The following is a 15,723-nucleotide window of genomic DNA, read 5'->3' on the forward strand; positions in this document are numbered from 1 at the left end:
ATCGCCCTCCGGGCGACGCGACGAAGGAGCGCCCTTGACAGGACTGACGGACCCGTAATGACACTGGGACTGACGGGCCACCCCCGGGCACCACCCTGATTCCGTCCAGGCGAAGGCTTGGCTGCGGGTGCGCGGCCAAGCTCCTGTGGGATCCACGAGGTTCAGTGGTGGTGTACCGGGGCCGTGTCGTCCACCCAGTGCCAGTTCACCGGGGCGTACTGGCGTTTCAGAGCGTTGCGACCGGGGCCGTATGCCTTCAGCGCGGCCCGGACGGCGTCCTCCAGGTCACCCAGGTCCTCCGGTACCGGCACCCGGAGCAACAGGTGTTGCTTCTGGTGCACGAGGAGGAGCTCCCCGGCGGGCGAGCAGCCCATCAGCGAGAAGTTGGTCAGGGCCTTGAAGGGCGTGTCCGAGGTCGGGATCCGGGAACGCATCTGCCCCTCCGCATCCCATGCGTACAGGCCGTAGCGGTTGAGGTGGAAGGCGCGGGCGCGGTACGGATCGCCGACCACGGTCCAGTTGGCCCCGGTGAAGGGGCTGTCCTCGTACCGGTGCATCCCCTCCAGCCTCCCGCGTTCCGCGCCCTGCCCGTCGAGCAGCAGGAAGGAGAACACCTGCCCGCGGCTGCCCGAGCGGTACGTCTTGCCGAAGACGGGGACGACGAACAGGTCGTCCCCCATCGCGGCGGGGCGGCCCATCCGGCAGTTCGTGTAGTCGAAGCGGGTGCGGTCGTCCGTGGACACCATCTCGGTGAGGGTGGGCGACGGCCGGTTCCCACCACCGACGGGCGCGCCGTCGAAGACCACGTGCGGGTAGTGGTCGGCCTCGGTCTGCCGGTCGGTGAGCCCGTCGTGCGTCGCGATCGCCCGCAGGGTTGCCTTGGAGCCGGGGCCGAGCGTGCTGCCGGGCTCGGAAAGCGCGACCAGGTTGGCGACCCGACCGGCCCAGTTCTTCACTCCGTACTCGGCGACCGCGCACAGCAGCCGACCGGAAGGCGTGACGTCGATCGAGTGCGCGAACGGATCGCCGTTGCGCTCCTTCTCCTCATCCCGCCCCCAGGGCGAGCGCCAGGACTCCACGAGCCGGCTCAGATCGGCCGAGAAGAGGTGGGTGTTCCCGGGGTGTGAACTCACCGCCACCGTCCCGTCCGGGAGGACGGCCAGGTCGAAGTCCGATCCCTCGGTCAGCCCCGTCGGGACGTTGCCCCGGGTCGCCCCGCCGAGCCGGGCCGTCGCGGTGGGCGTCCCGTCGGGGGCGTAACGGGTGAGCAGGTGGTACGTGAAGTCCATCTGGAAGGGGTCGGAGGGTACGGCCGAACGCCCCCGGTAGCGCATTGCACAGGAGTACGCGTACGTCTCACCGTCCGCGTTCGCGGCGACGGCGTACGTTCTGAAGCCCCACCCGGCGGTGGGGGTGCCGGTCATGTCGACGCGGTGGTCGCCCACGACGGCGGCGGGCAGGGTCAGTGGAAGGGTCGCAGCCATGATCCCCATCCTCCTCCGGGCCACTGACAGTGGTGTGCAGAGGTGGGACGTTGCTGTGCGGCTACTCAGGGGAGATGAGTAGGTGCGCGCTGCTCCGGGACCGGGGTGGGAAGGGACGCTTGGGGCATGCGCCGAATATCACTGAAGCTCCTCCCCTGCCTGATGGTTGCCATCCCGGTCGTGGCCTGGGCCGCCTGGCTCGGATGGGACCAGAACCGGGACGTCCACCCCGACGGATCGGTCAGCGGCCCGTACGAGGCGTGGCAGGTGATCGGGCTGGTGCTCACCCTCCTCGCACCGCTGTACTGGGCCGCGTCCCGGGGCCGTATCGCGCCCGCCGTGCTCGGCACCACGGCCGGTCTGACCGCTGCCGTCTACTACGACTGGTCGGACGACGCCAGCGGCCTGTTCGTGATCGGAGTGAGCATGGTCATGGTCGGAAGCCTCGTGGCGACTTCCGTCCTTTCCCTGGTCATCGCCTCCGTGACGCGGGGCTCTACGCCGGTCAACCCCGTCGGGCTGCGGTGACGAACCCGCCCCAGGCGGCGGGGGAGAAGCTCAGGTGGGGGATGGCGGTGTCCTTGGAGTCCCGGACGAGGACGGCGGCGAGGGTGGTCGCTACCTCGACGCAGTCGTTGATGTCCCCACCGTCGCTGTAGCTGCTCTTGCGCCAGGCAACTTCGACGCAGGAGTCTCCCTCGGGGCCGCTGCAGCTGTCCTCCACCCCGCGCGGTGCGCGTCTCGCCCGGCTGCTGGCAGTGGAGCAACTCCGCTGCTGGGGGCTGCCCTTGGACGCTCCGGCGCAGATCGTGGCGGAACTGGCCGCCAATGCCGTGACCCACGGACGCGTGCCGGGGCGGGACTTCCGGCTCGTCCTGACCGCCGGCGCGGCGGCGCCGCTCCGGATCGAGGTCACCGATACCCGGGGTGACCGCGAGCCGGAAACGGCGGGGCGCGGGCTGGCGATCGTCGGGGCCCTGGCCGACCGGCGGGGAGTCGACCGGGGACCCGTACAGCGCAAGACGGTCTGGGCCGAGATCGATCCTGGTGCCGGTTAGCGTTCGCTGTCATTCCATTGCAACGGTCGGGGATGTTTCATTGCGTTACCCGTCAAGGTCGTTGCAATGATTGTGGGGCTCTGAGCTGCGCAGATGCCCGTTGAGCGCAATGAAGTTGTTGCCGTAACGGCGAACGCAACTTAGCGTTTCTCCTGTCGGAAACGCCGAGCAGGCAACGAAGAACACAAGAACAAACAGGAGAGAGTCATGCAGAAGTTCGCCGCCACCGCCCCCGTCGTCGCCGTCCTGAACGTCCCCGCCGGCCGCATCCAGCTCATCGCCGCCGACCGTGCCGACGCCACTGTGGAGGTCCTGCCCATCAGCACCTCCAAGAGCGCGGACGTGAAGGCCGCCGAGCGCACCGAGGTCTCGTACGTCGACGGCGTCCTGCGGATCGACGTTCCGGAGTCGGGGAACAAGCTCCTCGGTCAGTCCGGCGCCATCGAGGTCACCGTCCAGCTGCCCGCCGGGTCCCGGGTCGAGGCCGTGACGGCCGCCGCCGAGTTCCGGGGCGTCGGGCGCCTGGGCGACGTCGTCTTCGAGGGCGCGCAGGGCGCCGTCAAGATCGACGAGACCGCGGGTGCCCGCCTCACCCTCCAGTCCGGCGACATCACCGTCGGTCGGCTGGGCGGCTCCGCAGAGGTCAGCACCCAGAAGGGCGCTCTCCGGATCGCCGAGGTCGTCCAGGGCACCGTCACCCTGCGGACCGAGCACGGGGACATCGCCGTCGGCGCCGCCCGCGGAGTCTCCGCGACCCTCGACGCCGGCACCGCCTACGGCCGTATCGAGAACGCCCTCAGCAACACCGAAGGCGCTTCCGCGGCGGTGAACATCCACGCCACCACCTCGTACGGCAACATCTCGGCCCGCAGCATCTGAGCGCGTTGGGCTGCGGACACCGGGTCGAGGACACCGCGACCCGGCCGGGACGCGGGGCGGGCGCCCACGACGTAAACCACCCTGGTGGTCGGGGGGAAAAGAACCAAACCAACCAACCGGGGCGCCCGTCGCTCGCACGGGTGAACTGTCCCAATCGGACTGGAATTACGCACCGGTTGCGGGCATATGCTCGCCGCGACAACCCCAGACATGAGTCGGCCCCCGGCCGGGAATGGCATCCCGACCGAGGGCCTGACCGACGAGGAAGCGAACCCTTCCCGATGGCTATCGCACACCCTAACGCGGGCGCGCCCGCACGGCCCGGGATGCCCGCAGGGTCCCCCCGAGCCGGTGTCGTTCACGTGGTCGCCGACCAGGACGAGCGGTCCACGACGATCGGCAACCACCTCGCGCAGCACTCCGAACTGTCGCTGACGGCGGTCGGGCTGGGCGTGTACATCCAGTCGTTGCCGGAAGGCACGAACATCAGCGTCAAGGCCCTTTCCTGGCGGCTCAGGGAGGGCGAGTACCGGATCGCGAAGGCGCTCCGCGAGCTCGAACGACACGGCTACCTGGCGCGGAACCGCGAACGGCTGCCCGACGGGCGGATCGTGACGCGGACGTACTGGTACAGCCTGCCCCTCGCGTTGTGCGAGAACCCGCCCCCGGCGCTCATGGAGCACCCGGAACTCCCCGACGGCGCCCCCGGACCGGGCTGCACGTCCGCCGCCCCCGTGCCCGACGCGGCTGCCGGCCCGGCCCGCGAGGAGCTGCCCGCGGCCGACGCGGAGCCGGCCCCTGAGCCTCAGCCGGCTCCCACGCCGGAGGCAGCCCCCGCGCCCGGAACAGCCCCCGCGGCGGAATCGGCGTCCGAACAGGACCGGATGCGGGGCCAGGCGTGGAAGCTGCTGGCGGGGCTCCGCGGCAGCGATCCCCGGCTGACGCTGTCCTTCTCGGACATCCACCGGCTGGCGCCGCAGGTGACCCGCTGGCTGGAGAACGGCGCCCGGCCTTCGGCCGTCAGCCGGACCCTCACGGCCGGGCTCCCCGAAGACCTCCGCCACCCGGCCGGCCTGCTGGCGCACCGGCTGGCCACCCACCTCGCGCCCCCGCTCCCGGCCGCCACCCCGTCGCCTGCGCCGGACCCGCAGCGCCCGCATCCCATGGCGACCTGCGACGGCTGCGAACGCGGGTTCCGCGCCCCGTACCCCGGCGCCCGCTGCCGCGACTGCGGACCCATCGAGGGCAAGGCTGCCTAGCATGGAGGTGATGACTCGGGCCCAGGGCGCAGACGAGGAGCCGACACCATGACCGTTGCACCGGACGACTCGCGGCAGAGCTCGACGCCGTACACGGCCATGCGTGGCGTTCTGGAGTCGCTGGACGACACCGTTCCGGGCAAGTTCGAGATCAGCAAGCAAGGGATTGTGCACGACATGATGTCGCCCGGGCGTCCGCACGTGTTCACTGCCGGCCTGATCGGCCGACGCCTGGAGAGAGTCATGCCCGAGGGCATCTGGGCGGTTGCGGGGGAGCCGGACGTCGAAGACGAACCCGAAGGCATCATGCGCCGCCCCGACGTCATGGTGATCGCGCTGGACGAGATGGAGGGCGAAGGGTCCTTCGATCCCCGCACCCTCATCGCCGCCATCGAGGTCGTCTCCCAGTCGAATCCCGACAACGACTGGGTCGGCAAGATGCGCGAGTACCCCCTGATGGGCGTCCCCGTCTACGCCGTCTTCGACCCGCGCACCGGGACCGGCGCGGTGATGTCCGACATCCACGCCACGCCCGACGGCCCGCGCTACGCCACCCGCAAGGACTTCGTCTACGGCGAGGACGTCACCGTCGCCGACTGGACCATCTCCACCGAAGGGCTTCCGCGGTACGCCGGGTGACGGGCGCCCGGCCGGTCAGCCCGGGATGCGCAGGGCCAGGCCGTCGAGCATGGCCTCCAGGCCGTAGGTGAACTTGTCCTCGCGGGCGGCGACCGGGTCGAACACGTCGGTCGCGGCCTCCGCGTAGGCGTCGGTCAGGTGCTCGTGGCCTTCGGCCGCCTGCCGGGCGGTCGGCATCAGGCGGGCGACGAACTCCGCCTCGCTCTCGCCCGACTTGGCCACCGTGGTCAGCCAGGCCGCCTCGGAGGTGGCCATGCCGATCACGTATCCGCAGAGTGCATCGATCGCGCGGGTGGGGGAGGGGAAGCCCGCCTCGATGAAGAGCGATCCCAGGCGGTTCGAGAAATCCATCAGGTTCGGCCCGAGATAGGCCAGGCCCGCCTGTCCGAGGACCGAGGACAGCCAGGGGTGGCGCAGGGCGGTGGCCCGGAAGGAGCCGGCGGCCGCGGTGGCCGCGGGACGCCAGCCGCCCGGTCCGGCGGGGGTGACGACCACCTCGGCGAAGACCTCGTCCACCGCGAGCTCCATCAGCTCGTCCTTGGTGGCGACGTGGCGGTACAGGGAGGTCGCGCCCGCGTTCAGCCTGGCGGCCAGCTTCCGCATGCTCAGGGCCTCGATGCCCTCGGCGTCCAGCATCGCGATGGCTTCGCGCACGATCGCGTCCTGCGAGAGCCCGGGCTGTTCCGCCTCGCGTGCGGCCCGGCGGGCCCACACGGAGGGGACGGGCTGCGTCTTCTGGCCGGCGGCCATGGGCTCACTCCTCTGCGTACGGCGTGCGCATCCAGCGTACAGGCGTCACCCGGTTGCGAACACTGTGCGCATCGGCGTACGGTGTTCGCATCGCACGGAACAGTGTGCGCACCGGGCGGAACGGTGTGCGCAACCCGAAGGGGGAGAGATCGATGACGGATACGAACGCGGCCGCGGTCGCCGGGGCCCGTAGCCCGCACCGCTGGTGGATCCTGATCGTGCTGTGCCTCAGCACGCTGGTGCTGGTGGTCGACAGCATGGCGCTCACCGTCGCCGTACCGGCCATGACCGAGGACATCGGCGCGAGCCCGCAGCAGATCCAGTGGATCCTCGACTCCTACGTGCTCGTCTTCGCCGGTCTGCTGCTGACCTCCGGGAGCCTGGGAGACCGCTTCGGGCGCCGGAAGGTGATGATCATCGGCCTGCTGCTCTTCGGGGCCGCCTCGCTGGCCGCGGTGTTCTGCAAGAACCCCGGTGAGGTCGTGGCCGCCCGGGTGGCCATGGGGGTCGGCGGCGCGCTGATCATGCCGTCCACGCTGTCCATCCTGATCACGGTGTTCGACGAGGAGGAGCGCCCGAAGGCGATGGCGGCCTGGGGCTCGGTGTCCATGCTCGGCCTGGTCGGCAGCCCGGTCCTCGGCGGCGTCCTGATCGACCGGTTCTCCTGGCACTCGATCTTCTTCATCAACGTCCCGGTCGTCCTCCTGGCCGTCGCGGCCGGCCTGCTGCTGATGCCCGAGTCCAAGGCCCCCTGGCAGAAGGCCGATCCGCTGGGTGCCGTCCTCTCCGCCGTCGGCATGACCTCCCTGGTCTGGTGGATCATCGAGATCCCGCAGCACGGTGCCTTCGAGGGCCGCGGGGTCATCACCCTGGCCGTTGCCCTGGTCTCCCTCGTCGGCTTCGTGGTCTGGGAGAACACCACCGCCTCCCCGATGGTCCCGCTGGTGCTCTTCCGGAACCGCAACTTCACCGGCGGTTCGGTCGCGCTGGCCCTGGTCCAGATCGGCAACGGCGGTCTGCTCCTGGTCCTCACCCAGTACCTCCAGTCGGTCCTCGGGTACTCCCCGGTCAAGGCAGGGCTGGCCTTCACCCCGCTCGCCGTGGCCGCACTCATCGGCAACGGGGCGGGTGCCAAGCTCGCCGCCAGGACCGGCTTCCGCCCCCTGGTCCTGGCCGGGATGCTGCTGATGGCCGCCTCCTTCGGCCTGCTGACCACCGTCTCCACCGACAGCGGGTTCGCCGTCCCGGCGGTCGCGCTCGGCCTGCTCGGCCTCGGTGCCGGTGTGGCGATGCCCGCCGCGGTGGGTGCCCTGATGGGGACCATCCCGGCCGACAAGGCGGGCGTCGGTTCCGCCCTCAACGACACCATCCAGCAGGCCGGTACGGCCCTCGGCATCGCCATCCTCGGCTCGCTCCTCGGCAGCACCTTCTCGGCGAAGATGCCGGCCGGCGCCCCCGAGCAGGCCAGGCAGTCCATCGGCGGTGCGCTGGCCACCGCCCAGGGTGACGCGGGTCTGGTGCGGGCGGCCAAGGAGGCATTCACCGCCTCAATGTCCACCACCCTCACCGTCAGCGCGATCGGCATCCTGGCCGCCGCCCTGCTCGCCGTGGTGGTCATGCGCGACAACAAGACCGAAGCCCCGGCCGGGGCGGAAGGGGAAGCTGCTGCGCAGGAGAAGGAGCTGGTGGCGGCGGCCTGATCTCCCTCCCCCCGCCCGCTGTTCCGTGCCGGAAGGCCGGCGCCCCGTACGACGGGGGCGCCGGCCTTCCGGCGTGCCGGCCGTGCGCTGCGGCGTGCTCCGGGATCCGCCGGAAGAAATTCCGTCGGCGGGCGATGAGTTCCGGGCGGCCGGGCGGTCTGACCTGATGAACGTGGGCCGGCCGCGAGGGTGGGACACGGGAGCGGGACGCGGGAGCGGGACGTGGCGGCAAAGATGTGGACGGCGTCCACATCAGTCGCTAGAGTGATCGATGTGGACGCCGTACACATGCGGTGCCGATAACGGAGGCGGATTCAGATGCGTGTTGTGGTCAACGAGTTCATCAGCCTGGACGGCGTCGTGCAGGCCCCCGGCGGTCCCGAGGAGGACCTCGACGGCGGCTTCCGGCACGGCGGGTGGAGCCACCCGTACTTCGACAACGAGGTGATCGGCGGGTTCATCGCCCAGGGGTCGAGCACCACCGACGCCCTGCTGTTCGGCCGCCGCACCTGGCAGACCATGGCCGGGGCCTGGCCGGAGCGGGCCGGTGACCCCTTCGCCGACTGGATGAACTCCATCCGCAAGTACGTGGTGTCCGACACGCTCACCGACACCGAACTGGCCGGCTGGGGCGACTCGGTGCGGTTCGGCGTGGAGGAGGGTGCCGCGCAGATCCGCAAGCTGCGCGAGGGCGAGGGCCGGGACCTGACCGTGATGGGCAGCCCCACCCTGGTCCGCACCCTGCTCGCGGAGGGCCTGGTCGACGAACTCCGGCTCGTCGTCATGCCGGTGCTGCTCGGCGGCGGCAAGCGGATCTTCCCCGAGGACGACGGGCTCCGCGCGATGGAGCTGGTCTCCGCCGCGTCCAACGACAAGGGCGCCCAGGTGCTCACCTACAAGCCGGTGAACGCCTGAGCGCCGCTGCCTCGGGGGCGCCCCCGAGGGGGCGCCCCGCAGGACCCGGGACGGTGCGGGCGCCGAACGCGCGGTGCCGGTCCTTCCGGACCGTGACCACCGGCGCGGCCGACGCCCGCGGTCATCGGGTCAGGGCTTGTTCAGATCCTTCCGGATGTGGTTGTAGAGGCTTTGCGTGACCGGATTGACGACGTCCTCGCCGAGCTTCTTCCCCGCCTCGAAGGCGTGCTGCTGCGCCATGCCGTCGTTGGGGTTCTTCTTGGCGTGCTGGTACGCGGCGGCCGCGGTCGCGGCTGCCAGGGTCGCCCGGCCCTGTGGTGTCTTCTGGGTCCAGGTGTAGACGCTCTGTGCGATCTTCACGACCACGCCGGCGGCGGCAAGTAGGGGAATCGGCATGTTCCCTCCTTTTCCTCGACTGTTTCCTGCCACGCCGGACGAGGCCCCAACCCCCTAGGTGATATGGCTGGTTCACCCCTAGGGGGAGGGCGGATCGCCCCTCCGGGCGGGCCCTCGTGGCGGGCCGCCGGAGCGGGCCCTCAGGCAGTCGCTGCGGCCAGGCGGCGCAGGCCCTCGGCGATCTCCACCGGCGTGTGGGTGGTGAAGGACAGGCGCAGGGTGCGGGGATCCGGGTCGGTGCTGAAGAACGGGGCGCCGGGCACGAAGGCGACGTCCTGCCCGACCGCCGACTTCAGCAGGGCCGTGGCGTCGTGGCCCTCCGGGAGGCGGGCCCAGACGAACATGCCGCCCTCCGGCCGGTTCCACTCCGAGCCCGGCGGGAGGGCCGCGGACAGTCCGGACAGCAGCGCGTCCCGCCGCTCCCGGTAGGCGGCCCGGATGCGGTCCACGTGCGCGTCCAGGTCCGAGGCCGCCAGATAGTGGGCCGCCGCCAGCTGGTCCACCGTGGAGGTGTGCAGGTCGGCCGCCTGCTTGGCGACCACCGCGGCGCGCCGCAGCGCCGCCGGGGCCCGCAGCCAGCCCAGCCGCAGCCCCGGGGCCATGATCTTGGAGAAGCTGCCGAGCAGCGCCGTACGGTCGGCGGCCGCCGGATGCGCCGCGATCCACGGCACCTCGGTGCCCTCGTAGCGGAGTTCGCCGTACGGGTCGTCCTCGACCAGCCAGAGGCCGAGGCGGGCCGCGATCCCGGCGACCGCCGCGCGCCGGGCAGCCGGCAGGGTGCGGCCGGTGGGGTTCTGGAAGGTGGGGACGGAGTAGAGGAGCTTCGGGCGCTCGCGGAGGACGAGTTCCGCCAGGGCGTCCGGGAGGACGCCCTGCTCGTCGCAGGGGACGGCGACCACTCGGGCGCCCGCCAGCCCGAAGCACTGGAGGGCGGCGAGGTAGGTGGGGTTCTCGACGAGCACCACGTCGCCCGGCTCGACCAGGGTCGCCGTGATCAGGGTGAGGGCCTGCTGCGAGCCGGTGGTGACCAGCAGGTCGTCCGGCCCGGTGGGCAGGCCGCGGGCGGTCGCCCGGGCCGCCACCGCCTCGCGGAGCTCGGGCGCGCCCTCGGTGGTGGAGTACTGCAGCGCCCGGCGCGGTGCGGCGGCGAGCGCGGCGTCGTAGGCGGCCCGCAGGCCGGCGGTGTCGAACAGCTCGGGCGCGGGCAGCCCGCCCGCGAAGGAGATCACCCCGGGGCGCTCGGTCAGCGCGAGGATCTCCCGTACGGGCGACCCTCCGACCGAGGTCGCGCGGGCGGCGAACGCGGGCGGCGGATTCTGGTCGCGCATGCGGGCTCCTTGGCCGGAACGGTGTGGTTGGCGGACACCCTAGTAAATAAAGGTGTACCCGCCAACCACTTGTTCGATGGCTGAACTCCCTTGCCGCGGGCTGCTTTTCGGGCCGACCCCGCAGCCCGGTCAGGCGGCCTTGAGGGTGCCGCCGTCGATGACGTGGTCGGCGCCATGGATGCTGGCGGCGCGCTCGGACAGCAGGAAGGTGACCAGGTCGGCCACTTCGCCGGGTTCGGTCAGGCGCCCGGAGGAGATGCCGAACCGCCCGGGCAGACCGTCGAGCAGGTCGCCGTGACCCACCCCGAACGCGGCGGCCACCCTGCCGCCGAAGCGGTCCGGGTCGGTCCACAGCGGGCTGGTGACCACTCCCGGGGAGACGGTGTTCACGCGGACGCCCCGCGGTGCCAGCTCCTCGCTGAGCCGCTTCCCGAACTGGGTCAGGGCCGCCTTGGCCTCCGCGTAGCCGACCGGCGAGCCGCCGGGCACGTGGGCGCTGATCGAGGAGATGTTCACGATCGCCCCCTTGCGCTCCAGGATGCTCGGCAGGGCTGCCTTGGTGGTCCACACCGCGCTGAAGAGGTTGAGGTCGAACATGCTCTGCCACTGCTCGTCGTCGACGTCCAGGAAGCCGGCGAGGGAGAGGTCCTCCGCGTCGCCCGCGCCGACGTTGTTGACGAGGAAGTCGATCCCGCCGACCGCGGCCAGGGCCTGTTCGACCACCGACCGCGCCCCCTCGCGGGTGCTCAGGTCCAGGGACACGGCCGCGGCCGCGACCTTCTCCAGCTCGGGCGTGACGGTCCGGGCCGCACCCACCACGCGGACGCCCTCCGCGGCCAGGTTCCGGGCGATGGCCAGGCCGATGCCGCGGCTCGCGCCTGTGACCAGGGCGGTCTTTCCACTGATGCCGAGATCCATGATCTCCCCCTCTTGACGACTGGTTCTTGAACTACAGGTCCAAAATCAGGGCACAAAAAAGCGCTGCCCCGGGTGGCGTGAACTCAGATGCCGGCCAGGGCGGTGTCGATGATCCGGTGCAGGACCGGCCGGTCGAACGTCTTGACCATGACCCGGAGCCCCGCGAGCGTGGTCTGGAGGAGCAGCGCCTGGGCCCTGCTGTCGACCTCCGGTCCGACGTCGCCGTCCCGCCGCCCCTGTTCGATGCGGGCGGTGAACAGCTCGATGCTGCGCTGCTCGATGCGGTGCACCGCGCGGGTCGCCTCCTCGTCCCGCCCACCGAGCTCCTCGATCGTCTTCTGGGCCAGGCATCCGCGGCGGGCCGGCCCGTCCAGGCTCATGTCCACGAGCAGGACGAAGTACGCGCGGATGCATTCCCTGGCGGTGCCCGGCCGGGAGAGGGACTCCTCGGCGAACTCCGAACACCTCCGGGCGTACAGGTCCAGCGCCTTGGCGAACAGCTCGCGCTTTGAACCGAAGGAGTGGTACAGGCTGCCCTTGGCCACTCCGGTCGCCGCGGCGAGGTCGGCAGGAGAGGTGCCCACGTAGCCGTTGGTCCAGAACGCCTCCATCGCCTGCGCGATGACCACGTCCGGTTCGAAACTCTTCGGCCTGCCCATGCGGGCACTGTAGTGATTATTTGACCTGTAGGTCAAGAAGTCGGGTCCGGGTGGGGCAGCGCGCGTGGCGGCCAGGCCGCCCCCATCTCTCCCGACCGCCCCCGACCCCTCCCCATCTGATGCTCCATCAGCTAGACCGGTGGCATGACGAACGAAGAGCAGGAGAGCCGGGACGCGCGGCGCGTCGAGGACTACGCCGGGCTCGCGGCCGTGGGGCCGTACGGCGTCCACCCGGGGCACGCGCTGATCACCATGGTGGAGCCGCACCCGGGCCACGAGTACGCGTACAACCGCTGGTACGAGGACGACCACTACTACGCCGGGGCGATGGCCATGCCCTGGATGTACGCCGGGCGCCGCTGGGTGGCCACCCGGGACCTCCAGGAGCTCCGCTACCCGGAGAAGTCGGCGGTGGCGCAGCCCGTCACCGCCGGGTGCTACATCTCCACGTACTGGATCACCGACGGCCGCTACGACGAGCACATGAAGTGGACCGTCGGCATCAACAAGCGGCTCAACCGGGACGCCCGCGTCTACCAGGACCGCACGCACGTCTTCACGTCCTTCCAGGACCACGAGGCCACCGTCTACCGCGACGGTGCCGCCGGACCCCGCGACTTCCACGCGCTGGACCACCCGTACGCCGGGCTCGTCGTGCAGGTCGTCGACGCGGACGGACCGGAGCAGCGGGCGGAAGTGCTGGAGTGGCTGCGCTCCCGGTGCCTGCCGCGGCGGCTGGCGGGCGGCCCGGCGGCGATGGTGACGGTCTTCCGGCCGACGCCGCTGCCCGGCGACCGGATGACGTACGTCAAGCAGGTCGAGGGGGTCGACACCCGGCTGACGCTGCTGTGGTTCCTGGAAGCCGACCCGCGCGACTGCTGGGACCGCTTCCGCGGCCTGGACGCCGAGCTCGCGGAGTCCGGACCGGGCGGCCGGGTGGAGCTGGTGGCGCCGTTCGTCCCGACCGTGCCGGGGACGAACACGTACGTCGACCTGCTCCGCTGACGGGACCTCCGACGGGGGCCCTGGCGGCCGTCTCCGACGGCGGCCTCCGGGCAAAGGCCGAGCCCCCTCGGCCGGGACGGCGGACCAGTCGAGAGGGCTCTGTCGGTGTGGCTCTTCTGTTGTGTGACCCGGTCGCGAACGGTGCCGGGCCCGGCCTGCCGGGGCGCTCGTCGCGCAGCTCAGACGAGGCGTCCCAGCCGGCCCGAGGTGACCTCGGTGACGAAGGAGGTCCACGAGGCGGGCGCGAAGGTGACGGCCGGGCCGTTCTGCACCTTCGAGTCCTGGACCGCGATGGCTTCGGTGACGGGGGACTTGACTTCGACGCACGCGCCGTTTCCGCCGGAGTAGGAGGACTTCATCCAGTTTTCCGTGGCGCCCAGGCGAATGGCCATGTTTCTTCTCCGGTTCAGCGAGTTGTTCCGATGGCTGCCAGCCCCTGTCCACTGTTCCCGGCTGGCGTGATCGACGCTACCGGCCCCACCTGATGGGTGAAGAGGTCATTCACCCGACCGGGTGGCATATTCCATTCGGGTCTTCTGCGGTCGGGTGGTGACGGTGTACCGTACCGGCCGCCTCGCCGACGGGCCTGATGACGGCCCTTCTCGGCCCTTCGCTGCCTTTCTCGGCCCTTCGCGGTCCTTCTTGGGGGTTTCGGTCCTTCTCAGCCCTTCTTCGCGTATTCGGCGATGATGTCGGAGATGAAGTCGCGGGTCTGCTCGACGTTGTGGGCCTGGGCGCGCAGGTGCTCGTACATCACGCTGTACTTCTGGACGTCATTGGCCTTCTCCAGGTACAGGTCGCTGGTGACGCCCTCGATGTAGACGACGGTCGAGTCCGACGCGTCCGGGAATTCCAGAATGGCGTACTGGCCGTTGACCCCAGGATGTGCGCCCATGTCGAAGGGCATCACCTGGACGGTGACGTACGGGCGCTCCGACTGCTCTATCAGGTGCTCCAGCTGCCGGATCATCACCTGGGCGTCGCCCACGCGCCGGCGCAGCACCGCCTCGTCGATGACGGCCCACAGACGCAGCGGACCGACGTCCGGATTGCTGTTGTCGCTCTCCGAGAGCCGCTTCTGGCGGTGCATGCGGACCTGCACCCGCTTGTCGATGTCCACGGGCGAGGTCTCCGGCAGTGCGCCGCGGACCAGCGCCTGGGCGTACTCCGCGGTCTGCAGCAGCCCGGGGACCATCTGCGGCTCGTACACGCGCAGGCTGGCGGCGTCGGTCTCCAGACCGATGTAGACGCTGTACGGGATGTCGCCGAAGGCGTGCCACCAGCCCTGCTGGCGCGACTCCTTGGCCATCTGCATCAGGGAGTCGACCACCCGCGGGTCCTGCACCTCGTACACCTCGCACAAGTCGCGTACGTCCCGCTGGCTGATGGAGCGGCGGCCGTTCTCCAATCGGCTGATCTTCGACTGGGAGACCAGCAGGCGCTCGGCGACCTGCTCGGCCGTCATGCCTTTGTCCTCGCGGAGTTTGCGCAACTCCATGCCGAGCCGGCGCCGCCGGACGGTGGGATTGACATTGGACGCCACGGAAACGGCACCTCCGCCTTCTGTCGCTCTTTTGCTGCTCTGGGAGCTCTGCGTGTCTGCTGGTGAGCAGACTGCCACCGAAGACGGGCCCGGCGGGCGGGAATGCGCCATCGCGCGGTGATCTTGCCTTGATCGCGCGGGATTCGGGCGTGAAAACGGACGCGGAAACGGGGGCGCGGGGTGGCCGGGCCGGCGTACCGGCCCTCACCACCCCGCGCTTCGGCGGCTCCCGGACGGATGTTGGGGATCTTCCGGGGGCTGCCGTCGGTGCTGATGTGTTCCTGATGCTGCAGTGCTCGTGCTGCTGTTGTGCTCGTGCTGCCGTGCCCGTGCTGCCGTGCCCGTGCCGTGGTACCCGTACTGCGGTGTGCCGGTGGCGGGTGCGGCGGTGTGTCAGTGCGCCGCGCCGGCGCGGGCCATCGGGGCACCCCGGCGGGGCTGCATCGGAACGCCGCTCGCCGTGGCGCGCACGGCCGGTGCCGCGGCGCGTTCCCGGCGCGGCTGTGCCGCCACACCGTTCTGGACGTCCATCACGGCGTGTGCCACGAGGCCGCCCATGGGGTCGTGCCGGATCAGGTCGCGCAGCCTGGAGCGGGACGACCGTCCTTCGTTGCCCGGGTACAGGTGCTTGCCGAGCCCGACCGCGTGGGCCAGGGCGGCGAGCGCCGCGGTCCGCGGGTCCGGGGGTACCCCGGTGCGGATCGCACTGTCGAGCCGGGCACGGATCTCCCGGCTGATCGCCGTGTCGGTCGCCTGGTAGCGAGTCGTCGGCAGCACCCCGCACATCTGTCCCGCCACGGCATGCACCATGCCGCACCGCTCCAGATGAGAGAGGTACGTCTGGCGGAGCCCCAGCCGGGGTCCGCCGATCCAGTGGACCGCCCTCACCGGGCTGCCACGACGGCGCAGCAGCTCCAGTGCGGAGTCCAGGGTCGGATCTCCTGTCGGCCGTGGCATCACCACGGCGATACGATCCCCATCAGGGGCTATCCGTCCGGCCAGAGCCAGCTCCACGAGCTGTGCTCCGGCCAGTCCGAGGTCGAGCGACTGCGGCTGCGCAGTGGTACCCGTGGTCGGGTCCAAAGCGAGCAGCAGAAGCTCCTCGGGAATTGTTCTGCGGCTCCTGCCCATCCATGCCTCCCCGCGTGGATGAGTGACAGGGTGACCCCTCTCACATTCATCTGTCGAGA

The 15,723-nt window shown here is 70.9% G+C and carries 18 protein-coding genes; 8 read left to right on the forward strand and 10 right to left on the reverse strand.

From position 1 onward, the window contains the following. Positions 1–161: 161 nt before the first annotated feature. On the reverse strand, positions 162–1,484 hold the full coding sequence (locus tag AB0O36_RS13075; RefSeq protein WP_365108328.1) for a hypothetical protein: 1,323 nt from the start codon (positions 1,482–1,484) through the stop codon (positions 162–164). A gap of 126 nt (positions 1,485–1,610) precedes the next feature. On the opposite strand from AB0O36_RS13075, the gene AB0O36_RS13080 reads away from it, so the two are divergent. Next, entirely contained in the window at positions 1,611–2,012 is a 402-nt protein-coding gene (locus AB0O36_RS13080; RefSeq protein WP_365108330.1) for a hypothetical protein, read from the forward strand. On the opposite strand, the gene AB0O36_RS13085 is transcribed toward AB0O36_RS13080, so the two are convergent. Next, on the reverse strand, positions 1,990–2,208 hold the full coding sequence (locus AB0O36_RS13085; RefSeq protein ID WP_365108333.1) for a DUF397 domain-containing protein: 219 nt from the start codon (positions 2,206–2,208) through the stop codon (positions 1,990–1,992). The two genes, AB0O36_RS13080 and AB0O36_RS13085, sit on opposite strands and share 23 nt — an antisense overlap. Between AB0O36_RS13085 and AB0O36_RS13090 the strand changes: the two genes are divergently transcribed. From AB0O36_RS13090 to AB0O36_RS13105, 4 genes are all read left to right on the forward strand, one after another. Beyond that, entirely contained in the window at positions 2,192–2,542 is a 351-nt protein-coding gene (locus AB0O36_RS13090; protein WP_365108929.1) for an ATP-binding protein, read from the forward strand. The genes AB0O36_RS13085 and AB0O36_RS13090 overlap by 17 nt on opposite strands. Before the next feature lie 207 nt (positions 2,543–2,749). Beyond that, positions 2,750–3,421, forward strand: coding sequence for a DUF4097 family beta strand repeat-containing protein (locus AB0O36_RS13095; RefSeq protein WP_365108336.1), 672 nt, complete (start codon positions 2,750–2,752; stop codon positions 3,419–3,421). 362 nt (positions 3,422–3,783) lie between these two features. After that, on the forward strand, positions 3,784–4,680 hold the full coding sequence (locus AB0O36_RS13100; protein WP_365108338.1) for a helix-turn-helix domain-containing protein: 897 nt from the start codon (positions 3,784–3,786) through the stop codon (positions 4,678–4,680). A gap of 48 nt (positions 4,681–4,728) precedes the next feature. Then, positions 4,729–5,319 carry a Uma2 family endonuclease gene (locus tag AB0O36_RS13105; protein ID WP_365108341.1) on the forward strand — a complete coding sequence of 197 codons (591 nt, stop codon included), beginning with the start codon at positions 4,729–4,731 and terminating at the stop codon, positions 5,317–5,319. Between the two features lie 15 nt (positions 5,320–5,334). On the opposite strand, the gene AB0O36_RS13110 is transcribed toward AB0O36_RS13105, so the two are convergent. Then, entirely contained in the window at positions 5,335–6,069 is a 735-nt protein-coding gene (locus AB0O36_RS13110; RefSeq protein WP_365108343.1) for a TetR/AcrR family transcriptional regulator C-terminal domain-containing protein, read from the reverse strand. A gap of 152 nt (positions 6,070–6,221) precedes the next feature. Here AB0O36_RS13110 and AB0O36_RS13115 point away from each other — a divergent pair, with 152 nt between their 5' ends. Together AB0O36_RS13115 and AB0O36_RS13120 are read left to right on the forward strand one after the other, a co-directional pair. Beyond that, entirely contained in the window at positions 6,222–7,769 is a 1,548-nt protein-coding gene (locus AB0O36_RS13115) for an MFS transporter (protein WP_365108346.1), read from the forward strand. A 318-nt stretch (positions 7,770–8,087) separates the two neighbouring features. Continuing rightward, positions 8,088–8,684: a dihydrofolate reductase family protein gene (locus AB0O36_RS13120; protein ID WP_365108349.1), complete on the forward strand. Its 597-nt coding sequence runs from the start codon at positions 8,088–8,090 to the stop codon at positions 8,682–8,684. A 129-nt stretch (positions 8,685–8,813) separates the two neighbouring features. On the opposite strand, the gene AB0O36_RS13125 is transcribed toward AB0O36_RS13120, so the two are convergent. From AB0O36_RS13125 to AB0O36_RS13140, 4 genes are all read right to left on the reverse strand, one after another. Then, positions 8,814–9,080, reverse strand: a complete 267-nt coding sequence (locus AB0O36_RS13125) for a hypothetical protein (protein WP_365108352.1) — start codon at positions 9,078–9,080, stop codon at positions 8,814–8,816. A gap of 140 nt (positions 9,081–9,220) precedes the next feature. Continuing rightward, complete coding sequence (locus tag AB0O36_RS13130) at positions 9,221–10,408, reverse strand: PLP-dependent aminotransferase family protein (protein WP_365108354.1); 1,188 nt, start codon at positions 10,406–10,408, stop codon at positions 9,221–9,223. A gap of 129 nt (positions 10,409–10,537) precedes the next feature. Beyond that, positions 10,538–11,326 (reverse strand): SDR family oxidoreductase, encoded by a 789-nt coding sequence (locus AB0O36_RS13135; protein WP_365108357.1) that lies wholly within the window; start codon positions 11,324–11,326, stop codon positions 10,538–10,540. A gap of 83 nt (positions 11,327–11,409) precedes the next feature. Further along, positions 11,410–11,985, reverse strand: coding sequence for a TetR/AcrR family transcriptional regulator (locus AB0O36_RS13140; protein WP_365108360.1), 576 nt, complete (start codon positions 11,983–11,985; stop codon positions 11,410–11,412). A gap of 144 nt (positions 11,986–12,129) precedes the next feature. Here AB0O36_RS13140 and AB0O36_RS13145 point away from each other — a divergent pair, with 144 nt between their 5' ends. Then, positions 12,130–12,990 carry a hypothetical protein gene (locus AB0O36_RS13145; protein ID WP_365108363.1) on the forward strand — a complete coding sequence of 287 codons (861 nt, stop codon included), beginning with the start codon at positions 12,130–12,132 and terminating at the stop codon, positions 12,988–12,990. Positions 12,991–13,169: 179 nt separating this feature from the next. Here the strand turns inward: AB0O36_RS13145 and AB0O36_RS13150 are convergent, their stop codons facing one another. From AB0O36_RS13150 to AB0O36_RS13160, 3 genes are all read right to left on the reverse strand, one after another. Then, a complete protein-coding gene (locus AB0O36_RS13150; protein WP_365108366.1) occupies positions 13,170–13,382 on the reverse strand; it encodes a DUF397 domain-containing protein in 213 nt (70 codons plus the stop codon). A 269-nt stretch (positions 13,383–13,651) separates the two neighbouring features. Further along, a complete protein-coding gene (locus AB0O36_RS13155) occupies positions 13,652–14,533 on the reverse strand; it encodes a helix-turn-helix transcriptional regulator (protein ID WP_365108369.1) in 882 nt (293 codons plus the stop codon). Positions 14,534–14,926: 393 nt separating this feature from the next. Then, positions 14,927–15,664: a GPP34 family phosphoprotein gene (locus tag AB0O36_RS13160; RefSeq protein WP_365108372.1), complete on the reverse strand. Its 738-nt coding sequence runs from the start codon at positions 15,662–15,664 to the stop codon at positions 14,927–14,929. Between the last annotated feature and the right edge of the window lie 59 nt (positions 15,665–15,723).

It is taken from the genome of Streptomyces sp. NPDC089799, assembly GCF_040684755.1.
Taxonomy (GTDB): domain Bacteria; phylum Actinomycetota; class Actinomycetes; order Streptomycetales; family Streptomycetaceae; genus Streptomyces.